The organism is Bacillus cereus group sp. MYBK227-1 (assembly GCF_051916325.1).
In the GTDB taxonomy this organism is placed as follows: domain Bacteria; phylum Bacillota; class Bacilli; order Bacillales; family Bacillaceae_G; genus Bacillus_A; species Bacillus_A cereus.
Genome location: NZ_JBQAGK010000004.1, coordinates 328,314 through 352,531, shown reverse-complemented (window position 1 = coordinate 352,531; position 24,218 = coordinate 328,314). Strand labels below are relative to the sequence as shown.

The following is a 24,218-nucleotide window of genomic DNA, read 5'->3' as shown; positions in this document are numbered from 1 at the left end:
GAGTGCCTTTTCTTTGACTTGAACCACGTTTCTATATATTTTCCCCATCCCATAAAAACGCTTCCTATAAAACAGAATCCTAGGCATCAATAGACTTCATTTGAAAAATAGTTTTCATATTTATGGGTGGTAACAGTAACGCCACATCATGAATATGAGATGCGTTACGCCTTCTGGTCTATTTGTTGGTTTGTAAAAAAGTCGCGAAGTTTTGAAAAAAGTTTTATTGCGGATCTATAAAATAGTTGTTGATAAAGCTTGAATATATTTCCCTTAAATTTCTAGATATATATATTTTTTTGCAACAAAGAATATATAGAGATTATTCAATTGTAATCCATATATTTTTTTAAAGAAAGGTGAATGTAAATTATGTCAGATTTCCCTAAAGTATGTATTAACAAAAGATTACGTGATGATGAAAGGGAAAAAACTATGGAAAAAGCCATAGAAGAAAACCCTGCAAACTCTCCATTTCATGCTTTAAAATTCCTTAATATTACTAATAACGAACCAATCACTCCACAAGTCGTTGGGGAAAAATTAAAATTTTGGAGTCCAGGAAGAACCTTAAAAATAAAATTTTTAGATGGCCATCCTGAAATTCAACAAAAAGTGAAAGAACATGCAATGGAATGGACTAAACACGCTAATATTCATTTTGACTTTATTCAAGATGGAAATGCAGAAATTCGAATATCATTTAAACACAAAGGTTCTTGGTCATATGTAGGAACAGATTGTCTTAACCCTAATTTAAGCCAAAATGACGCCACAATGAATTATGGTTGGTTTACATTAGATACAAAAGATGAAGAATATTCAAGAACTGTACTTCATGAATTTGGTCATGCTTTAGGATTACATAATGAACAAATGCGTCCTGACAGTGGTATTCCATGGGATAAAGAAGCAGTGTATCAAGATTATATGAAATGTGATATTCGTAATGTAGATCCTTGTTGGACAAAAGAAGAAGTTGATCAAAATGTATTTGAATTACTTGATTTAACTCTTATGAACTATTCAAGATACGATAAAGACTCCATTATGCAATATCCTATTCCAGACAGACATACAATCGGAGATTTCGAAATAGGTTTTAATAGACAATTGTCTCCATTGGATAAGGAATTTATCGGAAAATTTTATCCTTTCAATCCAGCAACTGTTGCTAAAATGGATTTTTTAAATATAGCAACAACAAGTGAAAAATAAAAATTTCTATCTGATGGGTTTTGAAATAAAAGTAGTTGGGACTTTTCAACGGAATCAACAAAATTTAGCAGAACAACCTAATACTTTTAGATATAAGGATTTGATAAGGTTTGATAAAAGGGTCAAGTATGCTTATGCTGCAATTAATGGTCTATTTATAAATGAAAATCCCAGTCTACAAAGTTATGGTGTAAGAGTTCTGACTGGTGTTTCTGAACATGATCCATATATAGTCGAAGGACATATATTAGGAAATGGCCAAGACGAAGCTAATTTAGATGTAGAGTATATAGTGTTCGCAGAAGTGGAAGATTAATTTTTTCAGTTAAATCTAATTAAAAATATAAAAATGCCCCTTAAATTTTAATTAATAATAGAAGTATTTTGTTAACATTTATATTATTTAAGTGTTTAACTTATACACTTTAAATATGAGGTGTTTATCACTGCGATAATAAAATAAACAGTTTCTAACGTAATATGTACCATATTAAAGCTAATGAAGCCAATGTGTATGTGAAGTGAAATAAGCCGACTATTAAACAAAGAGTCGGCTTATATTTTACTATAAACTATCCGTTCTTAACGATCCAACATTATTGTTCCATGTTTCATCAGTATCCCCTATATAGTAATTGTCTAAATTGACTGTTTTGTACTTTGTTTTACTACGATTTTCAATTCTTTTCTCATGACCTTCGTAATTTAAATCAGAATAAATAATAATATAAGAGGATGGAGGCATTTCTATAGATGATATATCATCATTCCCTAAGAAGTTCTTTGCGCTACCAGGAGTTAGAGTGAAAAATTCCGTTCCCCTCAGGTCACTTAAGTCATAGAAGGAAAATTTATATGAGGCTATACCTCTATTTTTGGTAGAAACCTCGGCCTTATATGATTGAGGACTAGCGGCACTAGCTTGTTCACTAAAACCAAAAAGGACGCCGCCACTTAAAACAAGTGATGTAACAGTTAAACTTTTTAGTACTCTCTTCAATTTTAATACACCTCCTATTTATTAACACAAATTCATTGTACAGCTTTAAACTTTCTCTAAACTTTCATTTACCTTACAATAACCTTAAAAAATAATATAAAAAGGCTGACAATAATTAGTCAGCCAAATTAACAATTTCATCAAACGTGCGCCCCAACTTTGGTTATCCATGATGCTCCCCTTAATTCGTGTAACTCTACCTTGCAAAAGGACACACCTACGCACACATATGCAATAGGTTTGCTCTTTTTTATTTGTTTTAAAACTCCAGAAAAAAGAAAGATATATCAGTTGTAAAGGAAGAAAACAATGAAAATATCAACAAAAATCCTTATATTGTCTGTAATTTATTAAGCTGTGTTTTTTGTACAGGTTCATGGTTTTGCCTTCTTATATTGATCACGGGGCTTTATGACACTAAAACCAACTTATTTTGAGTCTTTAGTAAGTCTGATGATTATATGTTTATACGGTAATACATATGCGTTATTGTTTTGCCGTATTTTATCATCGGGAAAATTCACGTCATGCTAAAGTACAAGTATTTGTTTTTATGAGTCTATTATTCATACCTTTTGTTTATTGTTATTATTTTTTTAGGACGATAGTGTGCTTTATAAGCTTGAATTAGGAGGATACTACAGTATGAAATTTTGGATTAAGGCTATTTGTATTACATCATTCGTATTTCAAATGTCAGTATGTAGCAGGCCCATGCAAACAAAAAATGATTCGAAACCTGTCCAAGCAGTACAAAACGGAATACAACAGCACGTAGAAGAGAAAGGTATTGTTGATATTCTTTATGGCGAGAAGAAAAAGTAGAGCTTGTTCAAAATGAGAGCAAAAAATACGCACCCGTGGCGGCGCGAATAGGAATTATGATTGGCAGTGTAATTATATTCAATAATTTTATAAATATTCCTCATGTAATTGCAGATGGAAATAATCCAAATGTGAATGAGGTATTTAAAGATGTGAAGTCCAATGAAGGGGTAATAAAAAACTATATAGACGCCCAACTGTACAATCGGATTGTGAATGTGTTTTTGATTAAAGCGGTATCCTATCTAATTGCATCCGATGTAGACTTATGCGGTGGTTTGTTTATTATGAAAGGTAACTAGGTACGGGGCTTCTCACTTATTTCAAGGGTGGGGATCGGCCATATAGTTGTTCAAATGATTCCATTGTTTAAGCGATTACTTATAAAAATTATAAAGTTGAATAAAACAATATTAAAATAATTATAAAAACTGTATAATAAGAGAATAAAAGGGAGGTGCGACGAGTGATTCGTGCTTTTAAAAAAGTATTTTCTGAGAGTTATACATCGCTAATAATTATTTTGATACCTGCATTCCTATTTGTTGATTATAATAATCTAATGTTTATTGATTATTTTTATTTTACAGCAGTTGTAGTAGTGTATGTAGCTTTCTTGTTCTCCGTAGTAATGACTTGTGTAACATTACGGTATGAAGAACAAAAGAAAGCACATTTAGAACGAATAAGAAAGAGTGCTTTCAGAATGAAAAAAAGAAAGAGCACTCCCTGAAGAAAGATAAATATATACGGGATTGAAGAATATGTATTTTTTTACTAATGAGGCTATAAAAAAGTTCTGTTTTTATAGGGCTTTTTTATTTATAGGAACGTATTATCTATCAGTTCAATTATATCCGTTGTAGCGTTATGAGATGGTTTGTTCATTATGGTTGGTAGTCAGGGACGAGGATTCTTACTAATAAGTCTATCAATCGGTTATATAGTTGTTCAAATGATTCCGTTATTTATGAGGTTGTTAGTAGTAATAGCAAAAGCGATTTAATATAGTAACTCTTCCCTAACTAAACCATACACCCATTTTGACTGCTGAATCTAGGAAGATTTACAAGGATAACAGGTAATAATTCTACTATGTAACAAAAGATGAATATTGAAGAAGAAAGCCCAACTTAGGGCTTTTTTCTTCGCAATATAATCAGAATATTTTTAAGTCAAACCTTAGAGAGGTTGGCTATTCAAACTTGATTTACTTTTTCTTTATATCTTCTAAATTTTTATATGTTTCTATAAAAAGGTCTTCATAATAAGGATGTTTAGTTGAACGAGCAGCGTCATAACCCTCAACAATATTTTTATAATATTCGGAGGATGGTTTATGTTTACATCCTCTCCAAAATTCGAATAGACATAATTCACAAAGTGTAAATTCTATCTTTTCATTGTCAAATGGACTAGTGTAACCAAAGTACACGCTCATATTATGGAATAGATTTGATGTAAATTCATCATCATCTAGATCGAAAATACTAAATCGACCACACTTATTACAACAGAACTCATCACCATGTTTAGGCATAAATAATCGCTCCATTCCGTTTCATTACATTGTTTTTATATTTGAATTTAGTAATAAATAGATTAACACGACTAATTTTTAATTGCAATTTATATGAATTTAAAATGAAATATAAGTTTATCCAATAGCATCCGTTGTAGTGTTATGTGGTGGGCTATCTATCTTGGTAGTCAGAAACGGGGATTCTCACTAATTTTAAGGGCAGGGATCGATTATATTGTAGCCAAATGATACCGTTGCTTATACGATTACTTGCTGAGATTGCTTATGCAATTTAGTCCTATATAGATGAGCTTATTTTTAAAAAATCACGCTTATATATAGTGGGCAGATACGTCTCACATTCAGATGATAATTCAAAGCCTACAGTTTTTAAAACAATAGTAATTGAAGGTCCTATACTATAGGGGTTTTTTATTTTCAGGAATTTCCCAACATCATGGAGTATTGTCATTAGGAGATCTTGTGGCGCTATGATGGATGAAATAGTGTAATCTGCTAGTAAAGTATACAAACGAATAGGAATAAGTGATAGCCCCCTTAGCAAGTACATGGAAGTATTACAGTGTGAGGGATTCACTATAAAGAAAGATAATCGTGGCAGACGCCAATATACAGACAATGACATTATGGTGATTGAAAAATTAATTGAACTAAGTAAGTATGACGCTAGAAAAGGTAGCGAAGATGATCGAGCAGCAAATAGAGAAGGTTATTCGGGATCTAATTAAAGAAGATGCGGAGGAAACGGAATTAGTTCCATTCCACATTAAACAATAATTACAAGAACAGTACAGCGTTATGATGCAAGAAATGAATCAAAGCATGTTATCAATGTAAAAACGATTGAGTGAGCAGGAGATACAAAGTAACCCCCTAGTTATAAAAGAAACTCCATTTTGATTTCATATTATTAGATTTAACTGTATGGATTTATCAAAGAAAGTCTTACACCCTAATTAACACAAAGTAAGTAAATGTTATATACAAAGAAACCCTCTCTGCAAATAATAGATTATTAAATGTAGGGAGGATTTCTGCAGTTATTACATTCCTTCACCATGGGTAGTATATTGTATAATTTCCTGCTTTTGTACTGCAAGCATTGCCTCGCCGTGAGTGTTACTTAATGTGATTGGTGCTACTAGCATTAAACCAGAGAACAAAATTCCTGCTGTACTAATTAGAATTTTTTTCATCATTTTAAAGCACTCCTTTTCTCCATTTCAATTTTAGCCTTGTACCCCACACGGAAGTATTCGCTTACTTTTGAGTGGTTACCTTCATCATAATACTTATTTGCTAATTCATCAGCATATATTTCGACAAAGTGCCATAAATTTTCTTCTTGGAGATAATGGATTCCTTCAACAACAATCTTTTCGTATTCATCTATAGTTGTATGCTGTAATCGTGCATTTAAAATTGATAAATGATGATAATATTCTTTATTATTTTGTGCATTACTAATTTGCAATCCTTTATCTATATAATTAGCAGCTTCATCTACATTGCCTAGTTTCTCATGTTCTTTAGCTAACAAATACATTGTCTTGCAGCTACCTTCTAGTGCCTTGGAAAGATAATTGATTGCTAGTTGAGGCATATTTTGATCTGAATATAGCAACCCTATATTATGACGAATCATATGAGTAAGTTGTGTTTGATCTTGTTTGGTTGCAATATCTAAAGCGGAAAGAAAATACTCTTCAGCTAACTCGTATTGCTTTAGGGAAGTACTTGCAAGTCCCAAAATATTATTACATGAAGCTACATTTATTTCATAACCAACTTCATTAGAATAGATTTCTTTCGCTTTATTACTGTATGTTATTGTATTTAGTGGTTGGAACTGATAATAGTTGAAAAGGGCATACTGATAATTAAATTCCGCTTGTTCTAATTCATCCGGAATAAGAGATAGAAGTGTTTCAGCTTTTTGATAGAAGTGTTTGGCGTCACTATATTGCCCAATCTTCATTGCATGTATAGCATTGAACAGATAGTAGTAGTAATTGAGTATGTCTGTGGTAGACTCTTCAATATGTTCTCCAGGTTTTACTAAACCTGATGTATTATTTATCAAAAGATTATACCTAAACTCTAGTAACGAATAGTAAATAAGAAGCGTTTGATCTTGTTCCATTTCGTCGATAAATTTTTCAACATCTGATCTTAGATTTTTTGCTTTCAATAACTTTTGAGAGCGAATAGCTTTGTACCAATCGTTCATTAATTTAGTAATCTTTTCGTTTCCTTTTGCTACAATCACATAGCTTCCCCCTTTGTATATTTATATCTATATGTTTTTATCATAGCAGTTAAATCCATATTATTACAGTTTGTAGTAGTTGAAAAGTATATTTCTAAAATATTATCTGAAAATTATAAATTTAATTGCGGTTAATTTGGCTTCCTCTTCATATTAGGCTAAATTAAGTGATAAGTATAAATCAACCATTCGAAGAGGGGAAGACAGTGAAAGAACCATACAAAAGGTCCTAAAGGGCAATTGTTGCAGACCAATAAGAAATTGGTCTCACCTAAAGCAAAAACAGCGTGAAAACATATCAAATTGGTTGAGAGAGGCTTATATAGAGAAGATTAAGGTTCATAATCGTAGATTGAAACCGAGAGAACATGAGGATGTTTTAGAAAGTGTAATGAGTAAGATCTATGATCGTGAAATTTGGATTCCAGATTACGAAGTTGAAAAGTATTACAAAGGGAAAATAAATAAGTGGTATAACGAACACATTGCATTGGAAGAAAAAAATGATAAGAAGGAGAACATATAAAACATAGCATTGTGAATGTCAGTACTTCATACATAATGACTAGTTAAGAGAAACGTAAATTTCGTACGCTAAGCAAATTTCCATAGAAAAAAAGCTGTTGCCTCTACGCTTAGAGATTATCAGCTTTTTCATTGCAAATCAAAACAGTAAAATTATCTGAAAATCTATAAAAACTTAATTAATTAGAAAATGAGTATTTCTGCCTATCCTCTCGAAAATTAAAAGTTTGATTTACTTGAAAATAAGTTTAAATAAAAGTATTACAGGTATTGAAATGAAATACAGAATTACGATAAATAAAAGAATCTTTTTTTTGTAAGTCTTATCAGTAGAATCTATCGTGAAAATAGCTCCTAAAATCGAAGATAACATAACAGCTAATAGAACAATTGGTTGAAATTTAACTAGACTGTTTAGAAGATATAAGATAAAACAAGCAAAAGAAATGACCACTAAAAATAAAGAAACATTATTTGATTTAAACATACTATTAAACCCCTTTCTCAAAAAATAATTGTGTTTTTTCTGATAATTGTTATTGTTTGTATCGTTATAAAAATTACAATTATTGGAGGGTGCACTATGAAAATTAGAAAAAATAAAATTATTGTTTCAGCTATTACTTTAGGTTTATTAACATCTATTACCCCAACAGGTGCTTTTGCAGAAACAAATGATTCGGTTATTTCAACTTCGCCTAGTAAAAATATACAACAAGTAGAACAACCTATTATAAAAATTTTAAAAGAATATGCCAATGAAAAGATAGTAGAGTCTAAAGACAGTAATATCGTTGTAACGTCTACATATGATAAAAAAAATAAGGTATTAAATATAGCAACAAAAAAGATAGCAGATAATTCTGTAACAACAGAGACTATTAATATACCAAGTGCTAATGAATTTTATGCAAACACAAATAAAAAAGCTAATTATGCAATGGAAGTTTTAGATCGTGCTGTTTCTTTAGATGGAGCCTTTGAATATACCTATTATAAAGGAAATGTATGGGTAATTAAAATTCCATCTGTAGATTATGCTAAAAATCCACTTCAAACTAGTGAGAATAAAGCTGATTTAAATGGCTTTAGAACAGCAGTTAATAACTTAATGACAAATGAAGTTTCGTTTTTATCTAAAGTTGGTGGAGAAATAGGAATAGCTTGTTTAACTTTATTAAGAACTCCAAATCCATGGACTGTAATTGCAGGAGCGGCAGGTGCAATAGGTCTTGCTGCTTGGGCGGTTCCTGATTTATACAAAGTATTTGTGGAAGCTGATAACGCTACTTATTACTTCCATCAAGTTAATTAAAATAAAAGACAGCTGTTAGAGAAAACTTGTAAAAACACAGAGATTTGTCATCTCTGTGTTTTTACTTTGTGACCTATGTCAGAATTCCTATCAATAAATATATTAATTTTTCTGAAAAAAAGCGTGTTGGATTTTTTATCTCTCCCTGACGGAATTTTATACTAGAAATAGTAAGACTAGCTTTTTCCGAAATCAATTGTAAAAATAAAATAAGCTATATCTTTACTTGTTACTCGTTTAAAAGCCTAAATAGACATAATAAAAAAGAGAATAAGAGCAGTGAAAATATGACTAAATGTAAATAAAATATTTTCATTTTTGATTGAATGAGAATATCTAGAATTATGACGAATTAATTTTCTTATTATTAATCCATATATCATTGAAATTAAAATGAGTAGAAGTAACAGCCAAACAAATTGCATCCTATTATAATTTATGGATGTAGCATTAATAATAGCAGGTTTTATAGTGATAAAATAAGTTGTTAAATATATAAAAAGACTTAGAATACAATATAATGAAAAATTCAACAAGTTTCTGTACAAATAAACTCCCCCTTTTTACTACAACACACATGATAAATTCCGCCTCTTATAAAAATATCCTTTACCTATTTAATTATTATCATAGCAAATGTGAGTTGCTTTATAGTTAATTTTGAACCATTTATCAATAAAAACCAGAAGATAAAAATAAGTAATCATAGAATTTCTATTAATAATTAAATGTATATATTCATAAATTTTAATGCTCCAATAGTATTATAATGAATTCAACGAATGATAATAATATTCCTTTTTGAAAGGGTGTATATTAAATGCAGTATTCTTATATCGATTATTTTGATGGTTGGGAGAAAATATTTCCTAGTGGTAATTTGATCGTTTTTCAAAAGAAAAGATATATAGAGCTAGATTCTATGGTTATAGACAATGATAAGGAAGCTAAGTATATAAGAGGTAGAAAATCGTTATATCAAGCGAAATGTCCTATATGCAAAGATATCATGTCGTTTAATAAAGGATCTAAGATAGTTAATAAAAATCCATATTTTTTTCATTTAGATAAAGAACACTGTTTTTCCTTTGAATCACTGGCACATGCAAGAACTAAGAAATATTTATATGAATTATTTAGTAAAGCTGGTTACATCGTAAAAGAAGAGAAAAGGCATAAAGACATTTCACGAGCGGATGTAGCAGTGTTGCAAACAATTGCTGGAAAAGAAGAGCTAAAGTTGGCAATCGAAGTACAGGCGTCTAATATTCGGACTAGTAATATTGCGAAGAGAACAAATATATATATTCTGAAGAAAATGTACCAACCGCATGGGTGTTAATACTAGATAGTTTCTTTCCACCTAAGGAAAAAGAAATAAATGGTGAAAAAATATACACGGATAGTTATAGTGGTACAAGAATTAGTAGTTTTAATCCAGAAACAAATTCTTATGAGTATACATATATTTCTCCACTAAAAGAGGGATATTTCTTTGTAACAGGGGAAAATAATAAAGCATTTAACTATTTGATGGATGTATATCATGTTATTGTAACTGTTGATCATAATGGGCATGTATTTTTAATTCGAAGAACTCCTGAAAGTTCTAAGCTAAGGGTAGATGCATTGTTAGAGAACCGAGATCATTCAAAACAAGATGATATATTTCTGGTGAACCGAATAGCAGAGTCTGACATTGTACCAGTATTATTAGAAACGGAATTATTGCGAGCGCCACATAGTGAAAATGATACGAGGCTGAAAAAGAATACTCAATTAAATGAAGAATTTAAAGGTCAAATTCATAGAAGTGATTCTGATCCTACGAATTTAGTAGATGCTGCTATTGAGTTTGATAAAGCCCGACAGATAGAGGAAGCATTAAATAGTATAGAATTAGCGAGAAAAGCAAGAGAAGAAATAAAAATAGCTTATACTAACAAATTACTAGAGATAGAACAAGAAAAAGCTGAGGAGCGCAGAGGGAAAGAGGAAACATTGGCTGAACAAATGGCAAAGGATTATATGAGCGACTTATATAATCAATATAAAAAGGAATTTAGCATTCTAATAGAACGCTTGGAGACAGAAAAGGTTCAATTTCATTTATCTTCAATTGGTAACTGGTATTCTTGGTTGAATTATTTAAAAGAAGAGTGCCATAAGTGGTATATAGTCGTAAAAACTTTATTTAAGGGATTTCCAACAAGTTTCTTAAGTGACAAGAATGATTATGAAATGTATTTTACTGAGGAACAAAATAGATATAAAAAATGGATTGAGGGTAGAAATTTAATTGAATTTGTAGAAGAATTACAGCAACATTATGAGCAGGTAACCAATAATACTTCAGAAAAAATGTTTTATAAAAGGCTTTTGGATAAGTATGGACAAAAGTTAGATAAAGTGCAAAAAAAAGAAAAAATACAAAGGGAGCAAGAAGAGCTACGTATCGATCAAGAAAAAATAAAGAAAGAGGAAGAAGAACGAAAACGCATTCAATTACAGAAAGAGCAATTATATAGAAAACAAGAGCTTTTAAACAAAGATTATGATGAGATACCCCATTTAACAGGAAATGAAATCGATGATTTTAGAAATCGGTTTTGGGAGGAATACGTAGGTATACCCAAAAAAGAACGTACTGCCTACGAAAGAAAATACTTTCCTACATTCACTTCTGGATTACCAAAATGGTTTGTGTCAAGAAAGCTTAGACATGAAGAAAAAGAAATTGAAGCTGTAAATAAGCAAAAAAGCAAGAAAAAGGAGCATAAAGAAAACTTAAAAGATAAAGATGATGGTTTTATTCAACTTAAATTATTATAAAAAGAATTAATGTAATTGAACGAGAACTTATGTTTCAAAAACCTTTATTTTAATATATTTTAATTTATTGATATAATTTATTTGGAGGATACCTATGAGATTAAATAAAAGTGAAAGATCATTGCCTGTATTATTAGCTTATGAAAGAGATGAAAATGGGAATCTTGTAGTTTGGTGCCCATATTGTGCAACATGGCATCTTCATGAAAAAGGAGACGGGCATCGTAGTGCTCATTGCCAGAATATGAGAAATCCATTTATAGAAACTGGATACATAATCAAAAAGGGATCGAAAAAAGATTATGCTTTCGATAGAACATATTATGATAGTTATGAAAATTTAGATTTGAAATATCGTTATTAGATGGTTTTGCTGTAATTTAAGAATCAATTTATTAGTAATGCTAATAAATTAGTCTTATATAATCAGATAAGATATTAGAAGGAAGTGGCAGTTTAATGAGATATAGTACTCTATCTCTTGATTTTGAAAATAAAGTAGTTATCGATAAAACAAAGTGGAAAGAAGTATGGAATGATTGTATGGAGCTAGATAGTTTTGCTGAGTATGTGTATATAGTCATTGAAAATGCAGCTCGTCGTTATAAATTTAAACATGACTTTGAACCAGAGATATACATGTTTAATTTAAGTAGCCCTTATAAGGTAAATTTGAGCTTGGGTAATAAAAAATACATACTGATAATGAATCCCTTTAATGTAAGTCAACTTGTTAGTGCAGAATAGGGTTAATGAAAAAACACATGAAAACCCTAGTTAATTAAGGATGAAGTGGATATTATAACATACGTTTCGTATTACGTAAAATGCTTTTACTAATTACTCAATTAATTTTTTATTTTATATTATAGATGCTTCTTAAGATATTAGTGAGCCCTATATAAATATTTTTAAGCCTTTTCTTTATAATTTGATGCGAAAAGTAAATCTTCATCTTGAGGGTAGTTATATTTACTAGAACGAACCTTAATATATTCCTGAACATAATCTAAGTAAAAGCGAGTGGCTAATAATGAAATTTTATAATATGTAATTTACCTTTTTTATAATAAAATAATATAAAGATATATTTTTGAATCAGTATAGGAGGGCTTAATAATGAATGAAAATATAAAAAAAAGAGTGTACTTTGACTATAATGTTTTTGTTAATTATATAAACTTGAAAGAAGTAAAGCACGAAATTGAAAAGAAACAAGATGAATTTATATATGTATATAGCCCAGCCTTTTTGGAAGAAGTAGCAAATATTAAGGGAGATAAAAACCGAATAAAAACTTATATATCACAAATGAGTAATCTTTATAGTAATAAAATTTTAATTCCAACAGATTATGCTGGTATTCAACTTATGGAAGAGCATCCACAGCAATGTTACAATCGCGTCATACGACATTATTCTTGGACAGAGATTGCAAATGAAATTAGTCAAATGTTTTTATTACAGAAACCACATTTTAAAGATATAAGAGAAGAGCATGGCATCACTACTGTTGAAATAAATAACATCGCTCCAGAGAATCTTTTTAATGATCAGAGAATAAACGAATTTCTAAAGAGGAATTTAGGTTTTTTTAATTTATCTTTTTTTGAGGGTGATAAGTTAGCTGAATGGTTAAATATTAATAAGGAGTTTCATTTAATACAAGAAAAAATATCGAATTTATTTGATGCTCTTGAGATGCTAGGTTTTTATCCAGAAAAAGAGGGAGCTTATTCTTCAAGAATGCATGATGTTACACATGCTATTTATGGAACACAAGCAGACTTTTTGGTTACCGAGGATAATAGATTTTCACAAAAATGTAAAGCAGCGTATCATTTTCTTGGAGTACCTACAAAAGTTATTTCGTATAAAGAATTTACAGAATTTTAGTCTGTCATTTGTAGTTACTTAAGATATTTTAATGAGTAATCTTTATAGCGATAGAGTTGAGAATTCTTACGTAAAAGTATAGACATAGTATTTAATGTATTAATTTTATGAGGTGTTAAATATTATAATGATAAATATATAGATATTCATATGTATAGTGTTTAATAAGTAAATAATTCTTAGGAGCTTTAATTGTTATTTGCAAAGATTTACTCCTAAGTTACTATATAAATAAGAAGGTTGGCCTTATTTAGCTAACTTCTTTTGTGACTGTTATATGTGAGAGGAAACTTATATATCTAGAATAGAGAGGGTAAGCCTACATAAAGGATGTAAAAAAAATAATGATCAAAATCAATTTTACATTAAATTCGAGTTTAATGTAACCAACAATTGTAGGAATCTAAAATTTTCATTTATATTCATCAAGAGAGAGTCTTTATATACAAATTATAGAAGGATTTAAATTGTGTATTTTTTACATAATAAAATCAAATTTAAAACGAAAAAAATAGCGTTTAAACCAATGTAATATGTAAAGGAATAAAAGTTCAACAATGCAAAATTGCTGAACTTTTATTCCTTATTCTTTCCTATTCTGCCTAAACTATCTTTAATAGTTGTTTCCCCAAGTTGAGTGTATAATAACGCTGTATCTTGACTCGTATGTCCAAGTTGCTGCATGACTTGTAATGAGTCTTTCTCTTCCATATATAATTTATTTGCCAATGTATGTCTTAATTTATGAGGAGACATTCTTTTTCCATAAGCCTTAGTATATTTTTCTACGATATCTTGGATAGCCCTAACTGAAAGAGGCTGTGCAGTATGTTTATATTTTGATAGAAACACATTTTTTAATTCTTTCCCTGGAGCATATTTGTTATCTCGAATTTCCATATATTTTTCAAGATCATTTAATGCAATTGGGGTAATCCATACAGAATCTTCTTTGTTTCCTTTTCGGATTACATCAATGAGTCTTTCTTTTAAGTTTATATCTTCCATACGAAGATCCGCCAATTCACTTACACGAATGCCACTGCCAAGAAAAAGAGAGAGGATTGCCACGTCGCGATCTTTATCTCTTAGGAAATAGAACAACTGATGTTTTGTTAAAGATTTTTCGTGCTCATACTTAACGTAATTTAAAAACTCTTGATCATCATTATTATGAAATATTTTAGATCTCATACGTTTTGCACGGGCATTTAATGTTTCTTTATCTTTATGTATTTCGATTTTAGCCATTACATTTCTATAAAAATAACATTCTCCATCTTCGTTCTCTGATAGGGAGGTAAGGTATTTAAATAAAGATTTTAAGGCTGAAATTTTCCTGTTAACAGAAGAATTCTGCATGTTCTGTTGTAGTTTTAGAAATCTCATAAAGTTTTCAACATCTTTTTTCTTTAAATTCTCCAAATCAGCGAAGGATATGTCTTTAATAGGTTTTAATTCAATAACCTGTTCAGATAATAGCCAATTAAAGAAGACTCTAAAATCATATACATAATTCAGTAGGGTAGAGGGAGAGGCATCATGCAATTCTTTGTACTCCACAAATTCTTCTATGTAAAAGGGCATTTCATTTAGATTTTCGTATAATTTTTTACGATGTACGGATTTTTGACGTTGCTTGCTATAGTCCATAAAAATCACCTCATATATAATATAACAGAAAACAGAAGCGAACACAAGTTCGCATTAAATTCAATTTTTACACAAACTTATTTACATAATTAAATTATGAAATACTAAAATATGTTCAAAACTGAATGGTATAGTGTAGTTAGTCAAATGAAAATTATAGCTAACTATGTGATAAATTTGTATAAGACCATAAAATTCAGTGCAAAAACTACATATAAATGTATGTAAAATAAAACAATTTTTATATATAAATTCATACAAAAAATCAATATATGAAAACAGTTTAAAATTCGTTATCTAATATGAATTGGTGAATTTAATCATGATTATAAGGAGTTAAATAGATCAACATAAGAAAAACTTTTATAAATTTAAATGTAATTTACTATAAAATTTTGCAATGAATAACTTAGTATTTAATAATTTCTATATAAAATATGAATTATATAGACACATAACAATATACGGAGACTCATGCCAACAAGCTCGAAATCCCTAAATACTGTATTAGATTTTTATTTATACATCTTATTGTTCGTAAAATTGGTATTTCGTGCAAACTTATAATTATTAGAAAAATAGTAGCTTTACTATTATCTTCCTATTGTTGATTAGCCCTTATTTATTTTCTAGCTAGTGCTTCAATTACATCTTTAATGAATTTCTCAGGGGATCTTACTAAATATGATGAAATCATACTCTCACCCTATCATATATCAATTATGTTTAGGATATATACTCAAAAAATATAAAGTGATATTGTAAGCAGAATGAAAAATATCAAAAAGTTGATTTAGAAAAAGCACTGCCAAAGTCTTCAGCAATGCATTTCGATTAGACGTACTACGATAATGAACGTCTACTTTCTTCTATACGTTTGCTCATGAATAGAATACAAATTTGTATTTAACACGAGTTCTGTATGTTCTTTTTTAAAATAATAACGATATAATTCTATCTCTCTATCAAATTTAAAGTTTCACTTCGAAGTGTACTATTATCTTTAAATATTCCTTTATAAGACGAAGTTATAGTCATTGAACCAGGTTTTTTCACACCTCTCATTGTCATACACATATGCTCAGCTTCAATTACTACAATTACTCCTTTTGGCTCTAAAGTTTCAAAAATTACATTAGCTAATTCATTGGTTATTCTTTCCTGCAATTGTGGTCTTTTGCATATAGTTTCTAAAGCTCTAGCTAACTTGCTTAATCCAGTTACTTTTCCATTATTAGGAATATAACCTATATGAGCGCTTCCAAAAAAAGGTACTAAATGATGTTCACACATAGAATAGAACGGAATTTCTTTAACTAATACCAATTCTTCATGATTTTCATTAAATATTTTTAACAAGTGTTCAGAAGGGTTTTGACCTAAACCTTGAAAAACTTCCTTATACATTTTTGCTACTCGCTTTGGGGTTTCCAAAATACCTTCCCTATTAATATCTTCTCCAATTGCTTCAAGAATCATTTTTACTGCTACTTCAATTTTGTCAGTATCTATTTCTACACTTTGTATTGTTTTTAAGCTCATATATTATCTCCACCTTATTAATTTATTCATTATATGCTCCTATTTATACGCCTCGTTTATTTCCCCATACTAACGCGTGAAGTTGAGGTAATACTTTTGCATCATTCATTTCTTTACACTGTACAGTTTTTTCAATCAACCGTTCATATTTCTGTAATAAGTTTTTAATAAGCGCTGCATCATCCATCGTTTTCGTATCATCGTTACCAACTTGTAAAAAAAATGGTACATGCGGATATCGCTTGTGTACCTTTACTGCATATTCAAAATCGTAATCTTCAAATACAACTACTTTTAAACTAAAATCTTTTCTTTCTAATTTACGAATAATAGAATCTAGCATTATAAAATCTGTTTTCATCTTTGAACTTGGTGGTTTAGGCGAAATTGTCACTTCTTCAATTTGAAGTAACCATTCTTGCCACTTACTCCCTTGCGTCTCAATCGCTGTACGGATTCCATTCTCTTTTAATACAGTAAGAAGAAACTGAATATTTTTCAGCAAAACAGGATTCCCACCTGAAATTGTAACGTGAGAAAAATTTTCTCCGCCAATTTCAACAAGTTCATTCCAAATTTCTTCTGGCGCCATTTGTCTAACTTGTTGTTTTGCTGAGCCATCCCATGTAAAGGCTGAATCGCACCAAGAGCAGCTATAGTCACAACCTGCTGTGCGAATGAACATCGTTTTTTGTCCGATAACCATTCCTTCTCCTTGAATGGTTGGGCCAAATATCTCCAACACAGGAATCTTACTCATCAAGTATCCACTCCCGTCTTACTTCTGCATAACTCGTTGGTGTTTCAAAAAGACGTACGAATTCGACACGAGCTCCTTTATATTCTTCTGCTCGATACCCTTTTGTTAATGCTTCCGCCATCTTTTCATAAATCCAGACAACCATATTTTCCGCAGTCGTATTCATCACTGGTAATGTCTCATTTAAATAGCGATGATCTAAATAAATTTCGATTTCATTTTTCCAAATTTCTTTTATATCTCCAAAGTCAATTGCAATTCCAATATCATTTACATATCCACTAATCCCAAATACAACTTTATATGTATGACCATGTAAATTTTTGCATTTTCCTTCATAACAGTGCAAATGGTGTGCTGCATCAAATGTAAATTCCTTGCTGACCATTACTCTTTTATTATGGTATTTTAATTGCTCAAGCTGAATATCCTTGTCCATTTTTTGCAAATCTTCTACAATGCGAAACCCGAAAAAGTTTTCCATTATTTATTCCCCCCTTTACATTCTTGTAGATACGTATCTAACCCTGCTTTACGAAGTTGACATGCTGGACATTCACCGCAACCATCACCTATGATTCCGTTATAACATGTTAATGTTTTTTCTCTAATAAACTCGAATGCGCCAAGTTCATCAGATAATTTCCATGTGTCTGCTTTATCAATCCACATAAGTGGTGTATGAATGACAAATGGATAATCCATAGATAAATTTAATGTAACATTTAACGATTTCACAAACACGTCACGGCAATCTGGATAACCACTAAAATCAGTTTCACATACACCCGTTACAATATGACGAGCTCCAACTTGTTTTGCTAATACAGCAGCAAATGATAAGAAGAGTAAATTCCGCCCATCTACAAATGTCGATGGTAATTCACCTTCTTCGTGTGTAATCTCCATATCTATTCTTGTTAACGCACTTGGAGCTAGCTGATTTAGTAGGCTCATATCTATCACTGTATGTTTAATGCCAAGCTCGTTCGCAATTTCCGCTGCACAATCAATTTCTAACTTATGACGTTGATTGTAGTTAAATGTTACAGCTTCCACCTCCGCAAACTGTTGCATTGCCCAAAATAAACATGTTGTACTATCTTGTCCACCACTAAAAACAACTATTGCTTTATCATTAGAGTACATTTTATTCTCCCCTTAACTACTAGCACTGTTATAATATCTTAAGGCAAACTTCCAAAAATAAATTGAAATAATAAAAAATCCAATAGAATAACCTATTAACATGAATACATCGTTTAGTTCTAATCGATTAATTAAAGCATAAGTTGGAATATTACTAACAATAACAATAGGAAAAATAAATAAAAAGACAAATCGACTTATTCCTTTATATAAGGAAGATGGGTATCTAAGTAATGTCATAGTACCAAGAAATAACTCATGCATACCTTCAACTTTGGTTAACCATATAGATAAAGTCATTAAAATAAACCACATAGAATACGAGAGTATAATCCCTAAAAACAATAGACCCAAGAAAGAAAATCCATTTACAATACTAACACTCTCTCCCTTTTGTAATAATGCATAACTAATTAACAATATGGCTGGTAAACAGTTCCCTAAATTCCCTAAATCAAGCTTTCTTAATGAAACTAGAAATTGACTATTAATAGGTTTAAACAATATCTGATCTAAACTTCCTTGGTTCACTAAACTCGGTATATACGGTAGATTATTAATAAAAAGAGTAAACATCAAAGATTTTATCAACTCACTTGTTCCAATTAACAAATAAATATCATTTGTATTCCAACCATTAATATTACCAAAACTATCAAATATACTATTAAAGAATACTAATGTAACAATGAACCAAACAACGCTATCTACTATATTTAAAAAAAAGTTAACTCTATACATCATAATATTACTTAAATTAATTTTAAGAATTGCTTTTAACATTTTTAAATATCTAATCATATTTATGCACCAACAGATTCATATTTATTTAACCCCTTCTTCCAAAGTACTCTAATAAGGACATAGAAAACTAAAGACCATATCACTTGTGAAATTAATCCATTTACAATTTCAGCGCTACTTAAATTTCCTAAATATACATTTACCGGAAAGTGAATTAAGTATGAAAAAGGTAAAAACTGAGTTATTGTATTTAACGGAGCTGGTAAAAATTCAAGTGGAATAAGCGATCCAGATAATAATTCTAATACTATATCTACAGTAAAGAAAAAGGATGATATCTCTACAAAGTAAAATGAGAAGAGTGATATCAAATAATAAATCATATAATATAGTATTAATGCTCCTACTATTGAAAGAATGAACAAGAAAGTATATTTTAAGGTTGGCAAAAGGAAATAATCCCTGTTCAGGAATATTATCGGTATTATTGGTATTACTGACATCACTAAATGAATAATTTTGTTACCTAAATTATGACTAAACCAATATCCAAAATATGAAAATGGTTTTATAAGATATTTTGATAATTCACCGGATTGTATTTCATCATTTATCGACCAGTGCATTTCAGGAATTAGCAAAAGTTCAATTAACTTAGCAATTATTACATAAGTAATCATCATTTCAAGAGTATAACCATGAATATTGCTTTGTGTTTCAAAGAGGGAATGCCACAATAGTATTAAAGCCACAAGCGGTATTAAACCAAAAATCATATATAATACAACATTCATGCGATACTGAAAAACCGCTTGAAATGAAAGCATCATTGGTTTTAAATACTTCTTCATACTGTTATTTTCACTCCAGTCGATTCCATTGAATAAATATCTTCAATGAGGTCTTGTGATGACATTTCAGTCAAATTGTAGTCAATAACATTGAATTCTTTTAATATGCTAGATATGGTCTCGTTCACTAACTTTTCTTGCACTTTTATTGTTACACTAAATGTATCCGACTCTTTAACTTCTCCATATTTCTTAAGATCTTGAGAATCTATTTCATTTTCAAAGCTAAGATATATATATTTATAACTCTTAATTTCTTCTTTTATTTTTTTGAAATTGTTATTAAAAACAACTTCTCCATTCTTCAATATTATTAATTCTTCACATAACTCATATATATCCGGGAAATAATGACTGGTTATTACAACTGTTGTATTTCTTTCTTTGCAATAATTTTTGAGGAAATTCCTAATATTCTTTTGGGCGAGAAAATCCAATCCAATAGTCGGTTCATCTAAAAATAATATCTTAGGTGAGTGTAAGATTGATGCGATTAACTCACATTTCATTCTCTCTCCTAACGATAGATTTCTTACTGGCGATTTAAGAATTTCTAATACCCCAAGATTTTTAGCTAATTCATCTACATTCTTTTTAAACTCTGTATCAGACAGTTCATATATTTCTTTATGTAATAAAAATGTTTCGTAAGGGGAAAGATCCCACCATAACTGATTTTTTTGTCCTAAAACAACACCAATAGACTTTAAAAAATCTTTCTTCTTATCATGGGGGGTAAATCCATTTACCAAGATTGTCCCGGAAGTAGGTTTAATTAACCCAACCATGGCTTTCATTAAGGTAGACTTACCAGCACCATTCGCGCCAATAAGCCCTATTATTTTACCTTCTTTTACTTTAAATGACACATCACTTAAAGCAGTAACCTTGACTTTTTCTCTTTTAAATAAACTTTTGAAAGAGTTTATTAATCCTTCTTCAATTTTTACTCTTTCAAAAGTTTTTGATACATTTTCAATTTCAATGATATTCATCTTCTCTCTCCTTTTTACTACTTACTTACCACTCTAAAAACTTCTGCAAATTGCACTCCTGCCTGCATACCTCTATAAGAATTTAGCCCCAAAACTCCATCAACCAAATTTAATGTTTTAAGTTGGGATTCATATTTTTTAATTGATGCTTTTTTCAGTTCAATAAACCTGGTAATATCTTTTATAACCTGATAGTTTTTCATGGGAGTCCATACTTCATACTGTAAACACATCGGAGCACAATTCTCTTTTAAGAACCCTGATTGACACAGAAATATTGCTTCTGATACAACTTCATTTACTATTCGATGATCCCTATCACTTTCCATATCATGGGGGAAATAAATAAAATTAGGCTTATATTTTGAGATTTCATGAATAAGTTCTTCTACAAAATCTAAAGAATACACAAGTGATCTGTCTGGTTTCTTTAAAAATTTAACATTTTCTTTTTCTACCCCTAATGTATTACAAGCATTTATACACTCGTTCTCTCTATTTGAAATAATTTCATTTAAATCCCCTTCTCCCCCAGATAAATCTCCTTTTGTAATTATTATTACTTTTACATGTTCACCCTTACTAATAGCTTGAGCAATTGTTCCACCACAGCCAATGACTTCATCATCATGGTGTGGCGCTATAACTAAATGTTTTTTTACAATATCCTTCACTCAGCATCACCTTTATTGAACAGGTAAATTATTTACCTATTATTTAAATTAACTGGATACATTTTATTTCCACTAGAAAAATATACTTTTTTCAGAGCGACTATTTAAATTGTATATCATTAAAATTTCCCCCTTGCGGCCTACACTCGTACACCATAAATTCACTATTCCTTCCAAAAGGATTTTTATTGTAATCACCATAAAAATTTTTTATATTGAATCCTTCTATCTCTAAGAGATACTGCATTTCGGATGGTAAAGTATATTTTGCAAGAAATCTAAAATTTTTTTCACTTAAAAAATTATCTGCTATGTCATAAACCTCAAAATAACAAGTGGTTTCAACTATCTGCTTATAATGATCTGCTTTTACAACATCCCATGATTTAATTTTATATTTTTTAAAATTCTCTCCTTTAATAGGACTATTTCCTCCATCACTCACTCTCTTAGAATAAGGAAGAATAGTTGGAGGTGTAATAATATCGAAAACAAAAATCCCGCCTTCTTTTAATAGTAATTTAATGTTCCTAAGAGCTAATTTTTGTTGTGACGATGTAAGTAAATATTCAAATACACCACCAGACATAAATATAAAATCAAATTTTCTTTCAGACTTAAAATCTATAGCAGAAGAAACCTTAAATTCTATTTTATCCTTAATATTTGGCATCTCCTCTAACTTCTTACTGGCTTTTTCAATCATTCCTGCTGATATATCAACACTAGTTACATTCGCGCCTTTTTCAGCAAGAATAAAAGACAATCTACCAGTACCGCACCCCAAATCTAAAACTTCATCATTTGGTTTTACCAAATCACTGTAAAAATCAAAAATACCATCAGGTTCTGGGATGATAATGTCGTACAATTCAGAAATTTCATCGTATTGTTGCTGCATTGTTTTCCTCCTTAATGCATTTCTTTTTTATATCCCCTATAAAAGGCAAGCTGCCAAAATATGAGATAGAAAGCAGTTAAATAACCGTATTTTTTTTGGATATACTTATATGAGTTAATAATGGATTTCGTTTTATTTTTAGGTTCATAATAACCATCTTTTTTGTGTAAAACCCCACGTGCATGACCTACACCATAATTAAATGAACTTTTCAAATCTTGTTTAATGCTTAACTCTGGATGAATAATTCTTGCTTTATCATCATATAAAATCTTAAGATTTGCAGATTTAACTCTAATATCAAAATCATAATCCTCTGTCCAAGATAAATTCTCATCAAAATAATATCCATTTACCTTCGCTAAGATTTCTTTATTAAATGCCAATGGAGGTGAATATGCATTTTTTTTGCAAGTATGAATATGTCTTGCACGTGCAATTATTTTTCCAATTTTGCTGTTAAAAGAAAACATCACCCTTCCTTTAGCCAAAGGTCCTGCATCTAATAATTTGAATAATTTATTGATGGTACCTGGCATAAAAACACAATCTGAATCCATAATTAACACATTATCTTTACTAGAAATTTCAATTCCATAATTATAAGCTTTTGCTAAATTAGGTGTAGGTAATTCCCCAATTACTGCATTGCTAGAATAAGCGATTTTTTTTACTTCTTCTGTTGCACCATTTAAGACAACGACAACCTCTACATTTTCATCAATACTTTTTAAACACTTTCCCAACCTAACATCATTATAAGCTGGTATTACAATTGATAGATTCAACATATCTACTCACCTTATTTAAACAATTATCCATATTACTCAAAACTTCATCTAAACAATAAAATTCCCCTGAATCCTTTAACTCGACTAATTTATCTTTATTATTTCTATATGTTTCTATATCTGGGGTTAAAATAAAAGTAATTCCTAGATCCATACAAATATCTTTAATTACAGGAGCCATTGAATATTTTTTTACCGGTACACCATATTGTACTACTACATCGTATGAATTTGATTCTAAGTAGCTCCTAATTCTTTGTATCAATTTATCCCTATATTCTTTCATTACTTCTTCATAAATTACTGGATCCTCAATGTCATCCATCCAATCGTACGCACAAAAAGTAGGATTCATTTGGTATTCATATGGTATAATTCCCGCATTTGATAGAATAATTGGATGTACCATTGGGTATTTATTTGTAACTTCTCTAATTTTTTTACCAATATATGAAAAATCATATGGTTTAGCCCAAGAACAAACTTGTAAAAAAGCAATTCTTTTCCCTTGAGGCTTTTCGTAATATTCCCCACAAAAATATTCCTGCCATGTATTGAACTCTTCGTGATGAATATACTTTGAGCAAGCTCCTCGTTTAAAAACTGTTTCCTCTTTTATTAAATCTAATAGTATATATTCTGGGTAGTTAGGATAACCTTTTTTATTAAGTACCGACTCCTTTACCCTTTCATCCTGTAGATTAGAATAATTTCTATTTCTCAAAATCTCTCCTC

At 30.0% G+C, this 24,218-nt stretch carries 28 protein-coding genes and 3 pseudogenes; 14 read left to right on the top strand and 17 right to left on the bottom strand.

Going from position 1 to position 24,218, the window contains the following annotated elements; all coding sequences use genetic code 11:
• The first annotated feature begins 372 nt into the window (after positions 1-372).
• A complete protein-coding gene (locus ACTFRM_RS20785; RefSeq protein ID WP_440043545.1) occupies positions 373-1,218 on the top strand; it encodes a M12 family metallopeptidase in 846 nt (281 codons plus the stop codon).
• 13 nt (positions 1,219-1,231) lie between these two features.
• The gene (locus ACTFRM_RS20780; RefSeq protein WP_002183048.1) at positions 1,232-1,534 is read left to right on the top strand and encodes a hypothetical protein; all 303 of its coding nucleotides are present in this window, start codon (positions 1,232-1,234) and stop codon (positions 1,532-1,534) included.
• A gap of 249 nt (positions 1,535-1,783) precedes the next feature.
• Here ACTFRM_RS20780 and ACTFRM_RS20775 read toward each other — a convergent pair whose 3' ends face one another.
• Complete coding sequence (locus ACTFRM_RS20775; protein WP_088321877.1) at positions 1,784-2,218, bottom strand: hypothetical protein; 435 nt, start codon at positions 2,216-2,218, stop codon at positions 1,784-1,786.
• A 284-nt stretch (positions 2,219-2,502) separates the two neighbouring features.
• Here ACTFRM_RS20775 and ACTFRM_RS20770 point away from each other — a divergent pair, with 284 nt between their 5' ends.
• From ACTFRM_RS20770 to ACTFRM_RS20755, 4 genes and pseudogenes are all read left to right on the top strand, one after another.
• On the top strand, positions 2,503-2,655 hold the full coding sequence (locus tag ACTFRM_RS20770) for a DUF1360 domain-containing protein (RefSeq protein ID WP_157404456.1): 153 nt from the start codon (positions 2,503-2,505) through the stop codon (positions 2,653-2,655).
• Positions 2,656-2,863: 208 nt separating this feature from the next.
• Positions 2,864-3,040: pseudogene (locus tag ACTFRM_RS20765) on the top strand (thermonuclease family protein); the annotation flags it as partial.
• Positions 3,041-3,078: 38 nt separating this feature from the next.
• Positions 3,079-3,345 (top strand): hypothetical protein, encoded by a 267-nt coding sequence (locus tag ACTFRM_RS20760; protein WP_254918785.1) that lies wholly within the window; start codon positions 3,079-3,081, stop codon positions 3,343-3,345.
• Positions 3,346-3,509: 164 nt separating this feature from the next.
• Positions 3,510-3,776, top strand: a complete 267-nt coding sequence (locus tag ACTFRM_RS20755; RefSeq protein ID WP_088321879.1) for a hypothetical protein — start codon at positions 3,510-3,512, stop codon at positions 3,774-3,776.
• A 477-nt stretch (positions 3,777-4,253) separates the two neighbouring features.
• Here ACTFRM_RS20755 and ACTFRM_RS20750 read toward each other — a convergent pair whose 3' ends face one another.
• Complete coding sequence (locus ACTFRM_RS20750) at positions 4,254-4,583, bottom strand: hypothetical protein (RefSeq protein WP_001123926.1); 330 nt, start codon at positions 4,581-4,583, stop codon at positions 4,254-4,256.
• Between the two features lie 518 nt (positions 4,584-5,101).
• On the opposite strand from ACTFRM_RS20750, the pseudogene ACTFRM_RS20745 reads away from it, so the two are divergent.
• Positions 5,102-5,420 (top strand): annotated as a pseudogene (locus tag ACTFRM_RS20745) (DUF3967 domain-containing protein); the annotation flags it as partial.
• Positions 5,421-5,629: 209 nt separating this feature from the next.
• Here ACTFRM_RS20745 and ACTFRM_RS20740 read toward each other — a convergent pair.
• Together ACTFRM_RS20740 and ACTFRM_RS20735 are read right to left on the bottom strand one after the other, a co-directional pair.
• A complete protein-coding gene (locus tag ACTFRM_RS20740) occupies positions 5,630-5,785 on the bottom strand; it encodes a hypothetical protein (RefSeq protein ID WP_000976101.1) in 156 nt (51 codons plus the stop codon).
• On the bottom strand, positions 5,782-6,855 hold the full coding sequence (locus ACTFRM_RS20735; RefSeq protein WP_000634299.1) for a Rap family tetratricopeptide repeat protein: 1,074 nt from the start codon (positions 6,853-6,855) through the stop codon (positions 5,782-5,784). Before ACTFRM_RS20735 ends, ACTFRM_RS20740 begins: the two co-directional genes overlap by 4 nt.
• A 243-nt stretch (positions 6,856-7,098) precedes the next feature.
• Here ACTFRM_RS20735 and ACTFRM_RS20730 point away from each other — a divergent pair.
• Both ACTFRM_RS20730 and ACTFRM_RS20725 read left to right on the top strand, forming a co-directional pair.
• A pseudogene (locus ACTFRM_RS20730) lies at positions 7,099-7,381 on the top strand (transposase).
• A gap of 582 nt (positions 7,382-7,963) precedes the next feature.
• Positions 7,964-8,695 (top strand): geobacillin-26 family protein, encoded by a 732-nt coding sequence (locus tag ACTFRM_RS20725; protein WP_426866328.1) that lies wholly within the window; start codon positions 7,964-7,966, stop codon positions 8,693-8,695.
• A 245-nt stretch (positions 8,696-8,940) separates the two neighbouring features.
• Here the strand turns inward: ACTFRM_RS20725 and ACTFRM_RS20720 are convergent, their stop codons facing one another.
• The gene (locus ACTFRM_RS20720) at positions 8,941-9,243 is read right to left on the bottom strand and encodes a hypothetical protein (protein ID WP_426866326.1); all 303 of its coding nucleotides are present in this window, start codon (positions 9,241-9,243) and stop codon (positions 8,941-8,943) included.
• Between the two features lie 272 nt (positions 9,244-9,515).
• Here ACTFRM_RS20720 and ACTFRM_RS20715 point away from each other — a divergent pair, with 272 nt between their 5' ends.
• From ACTFRM_RS20715 to ACTFRM_RS20695, 5 genes are all read left to right on the top strand, one after another.
• Positions 9,516-10,037 carry a competence protein CoiA family protein gene (locus ACTFRM_RS20715; protein WP_440043544.1) on the top strand — a complete coding sequence of 174 codons (522 nt, stop codon included), beginning with the start codon at positions 9,516-9,518 and terminating at the stop codon, positions 10,035-10,037.
• Complete coding sequence (locus ACTFRM_RS20710) at positions 10,031-11,527, top strand: hypothetical protein (RefSeq protein ID WP_440043543.1); 1,497 nt, start codon at positions 10,031-10,033, stop codon at positions 11,525-11,527. Before ACTFRM_RS20715 ends, ACTFRM_RS20710 begins: the two co-directional genes overlap by 7 nt.
• A gap of 94 nt (positions 11,528-11,621) precedes the next feature.
• Positions 11,622-11,891 carry a hypothetical protein gene (locus ACTFRM_RS20705; RefSeq protein ID WP_426866323.1) on the top strand — a complete coding sequence of 90 codons (270 nt, stop codon included), beginning with the start codon at positions 11,622-11,624 and terminating at the stop codon, positions 11,889-11,891.
• Positions 11,892-11,986: 95 nt separating this feature from the next.
• A complete protein-coding gene (locus tag ACTFRM_RS20700) occupies positions 11,987-12,274 on the top strand; it encodes a hypothetical protein (RefSeq protein ID WP_426866321.1) in 288 nt (95 codons plus the stop codon).
• A 372-nt stretch (positions 12,275-12,646) separates the two neighbouring features.
• On the top strand, positions 12,647-13,423 hold the full coding sequence (locus ACTFRM_RS20695) for a hypothetical protein (RefSeq protein WP_426866319.1): 777 nt from the start codon (positions 12,647-12,649) through the stop codon (positions 13,421-13,423).
• Between the two features lie 576 nt (positions 13,424-13,999).
• On the opposite strand, the gene xerS is transcribed toward ACTFRM_RS20695, so the two are convergent.
• From xerS to ACTFRM_RS20635, 12 genes are all read right to left on the bottom strand, one after another.
• Positions 14,000-15,076: a tyrosine recombinase XerS gene (gene xerS, locus ACTFRM_RS20690; RefSeq protein WP_000386619.1), complete on the bottom strand. Its 1,077-nt coding sequence runs from the start codon at positions 15,074-15,076 to the stop codon at positions 14,000-14,002.
• A gap of 954 nt (positions 15,077-16,030) precedes the next feature.
• Positions 16,031-16,618 (bottom strand): GTP cyclohydrolase I FolE, encoded by a 588-nt coding sequence (gene folE, locus ACTFRM_RS20685; protein ID WP_000054144.1) that lies wholly within the window; start codon positions 16,616-16,618, stop codon positions 16,031-16,033.
• Positions 16,619-16,661: 43 nt separating this feature from the next.
• Positions 16,662-17,378, bottom strand: coding sequence for a 7-carboxy-7-deazaguanine synthase QueE (queE, locus tag ACTFRM_RS20680; protein ID WP_000036270.1), 717 nt, complete (start codon positions 17,376-17,378; stop codon positions 16,662-16,664).
• Entirely contained in the window at positions 17,371-17,862 is a 492-nt protein-coding gene (queD, locus tag ACTFRM_RS20675) for a 6-carboxytetrahydropterin synthase QueD (RefSeq protein ID WP_000426939.1), read from the bottom strand. The genes queE and queD overlap by 8 nt, the downstream gene beginning before the upstream one ends.
• Positions 17,862-18,527 carry a 7-cyano-7-deazaguanine synthase QueC gene (queC, locus tag ACTFRM_RS20670; RefSeq protein WP_000287173.1) on the bottom strand — a complete coding sequence of 222 codons (666 nt, stop codon included), beginning with the start codon at positions 18,525-18,527 and terminating at the stop codon, positions 17,862-17,864. The genes queD and queC overlap by 1 nt, the downstream gene beginning before the upstream one ends.
• Positions 18,528-18,539: 12 nt before the next feature.
• Positions 18,540-19,328 (bottom strand): ABC transporter permease, encoded by a 789-nt coding sequence (locus tag ACTFRM_RS20665; RefSeq protein WP_000621954.1) that lies wholly within the window; start codon positions 19,326-19,328, stop codon positions 18,540-18,542.
• 2 nt (positions 19,329-19,330) lie between these two features.
• The gene (locus ACTFRM_RS20660) at positions 19,331-20,122 is read right to left on the bottom strand and encodes an ABC transporter permease (protein ID WP_000760368.1); all 792 of its coding nucleotides are present in this window, start codon (positions 20,120-20,122) and stop codon (positions 19,331-19,333) included.
• The gene (locus ACTFRM_RS20655) at positions 20,119-21,117 is read right to left on the bottom strand and encodes an ABC transporter ATP-binding protein (protein WP_001021170.1); all 999 of its coding nucleotides are present in this window, start codon (positions 21,115-21,117) and stop codon (positions 20,119-20,121) included. Before ACTFRM_RS20655 ends, ACTFRM_RS20660 begins: the two co-directional genes overlap by 4 nt.
• Before the next feature lie 17 nt (positions 21,118-21,134).
• Positions 21,135-21,791 (bottom strand): PIG-L deacetylase family protein, encoded by a 657-nt coding sequence (locus ACTFRM_RS20650; protein ID WP_000652098.1) that lies wholly within the window; start codon positions 21,789-21,791, stop codon positions 21,135-21,137.
• 100 nt (positions 21,792-21,891) lie between these two features.
• Positions 21,892-22,692, bottom strand: coding sequence for a class I SAM-dependent methyltransferase (locus ACTFRM_RS20645; RefSeq protein WP_001187389.1), 801 nt, complete (start codon positions 22,690-22,692; stop codon positions 21,892-21,894).
• A gap of 11 nt (positions 22,693-22,703) precedes the next feature.
• Positions 22,704-23,483 (bottom strand): glycosyltransferase family 2 protein, encoded by a 780-nt coding sequence (locus ACTFRM_RS20640; RefSeq protein ID WP_000933536.1) that lies wholly within the window; start codon positions 23,481-23,483, stop codon positions 22,704-22,706.
• The gene (locus ACTFRM_RS20635) at positions 23,449-24,207 is read right to left on the bottom strand and encodes a DUF5591 domain-containing protein (protein ID WP_088322304.1); all 759 of its coding nucleotides are present in this window, start codon (positions 24,205-24,207) and stop codon (positions 23,449-23,451) included. Before ACTFRM_RS20635 ends, ACTFRM_RS20640 begins: the two co-directional genes overlap by 35 nt.
• Between the last annotated feature and the right edge of the window lie 11 nt (positions 24,208-24,218).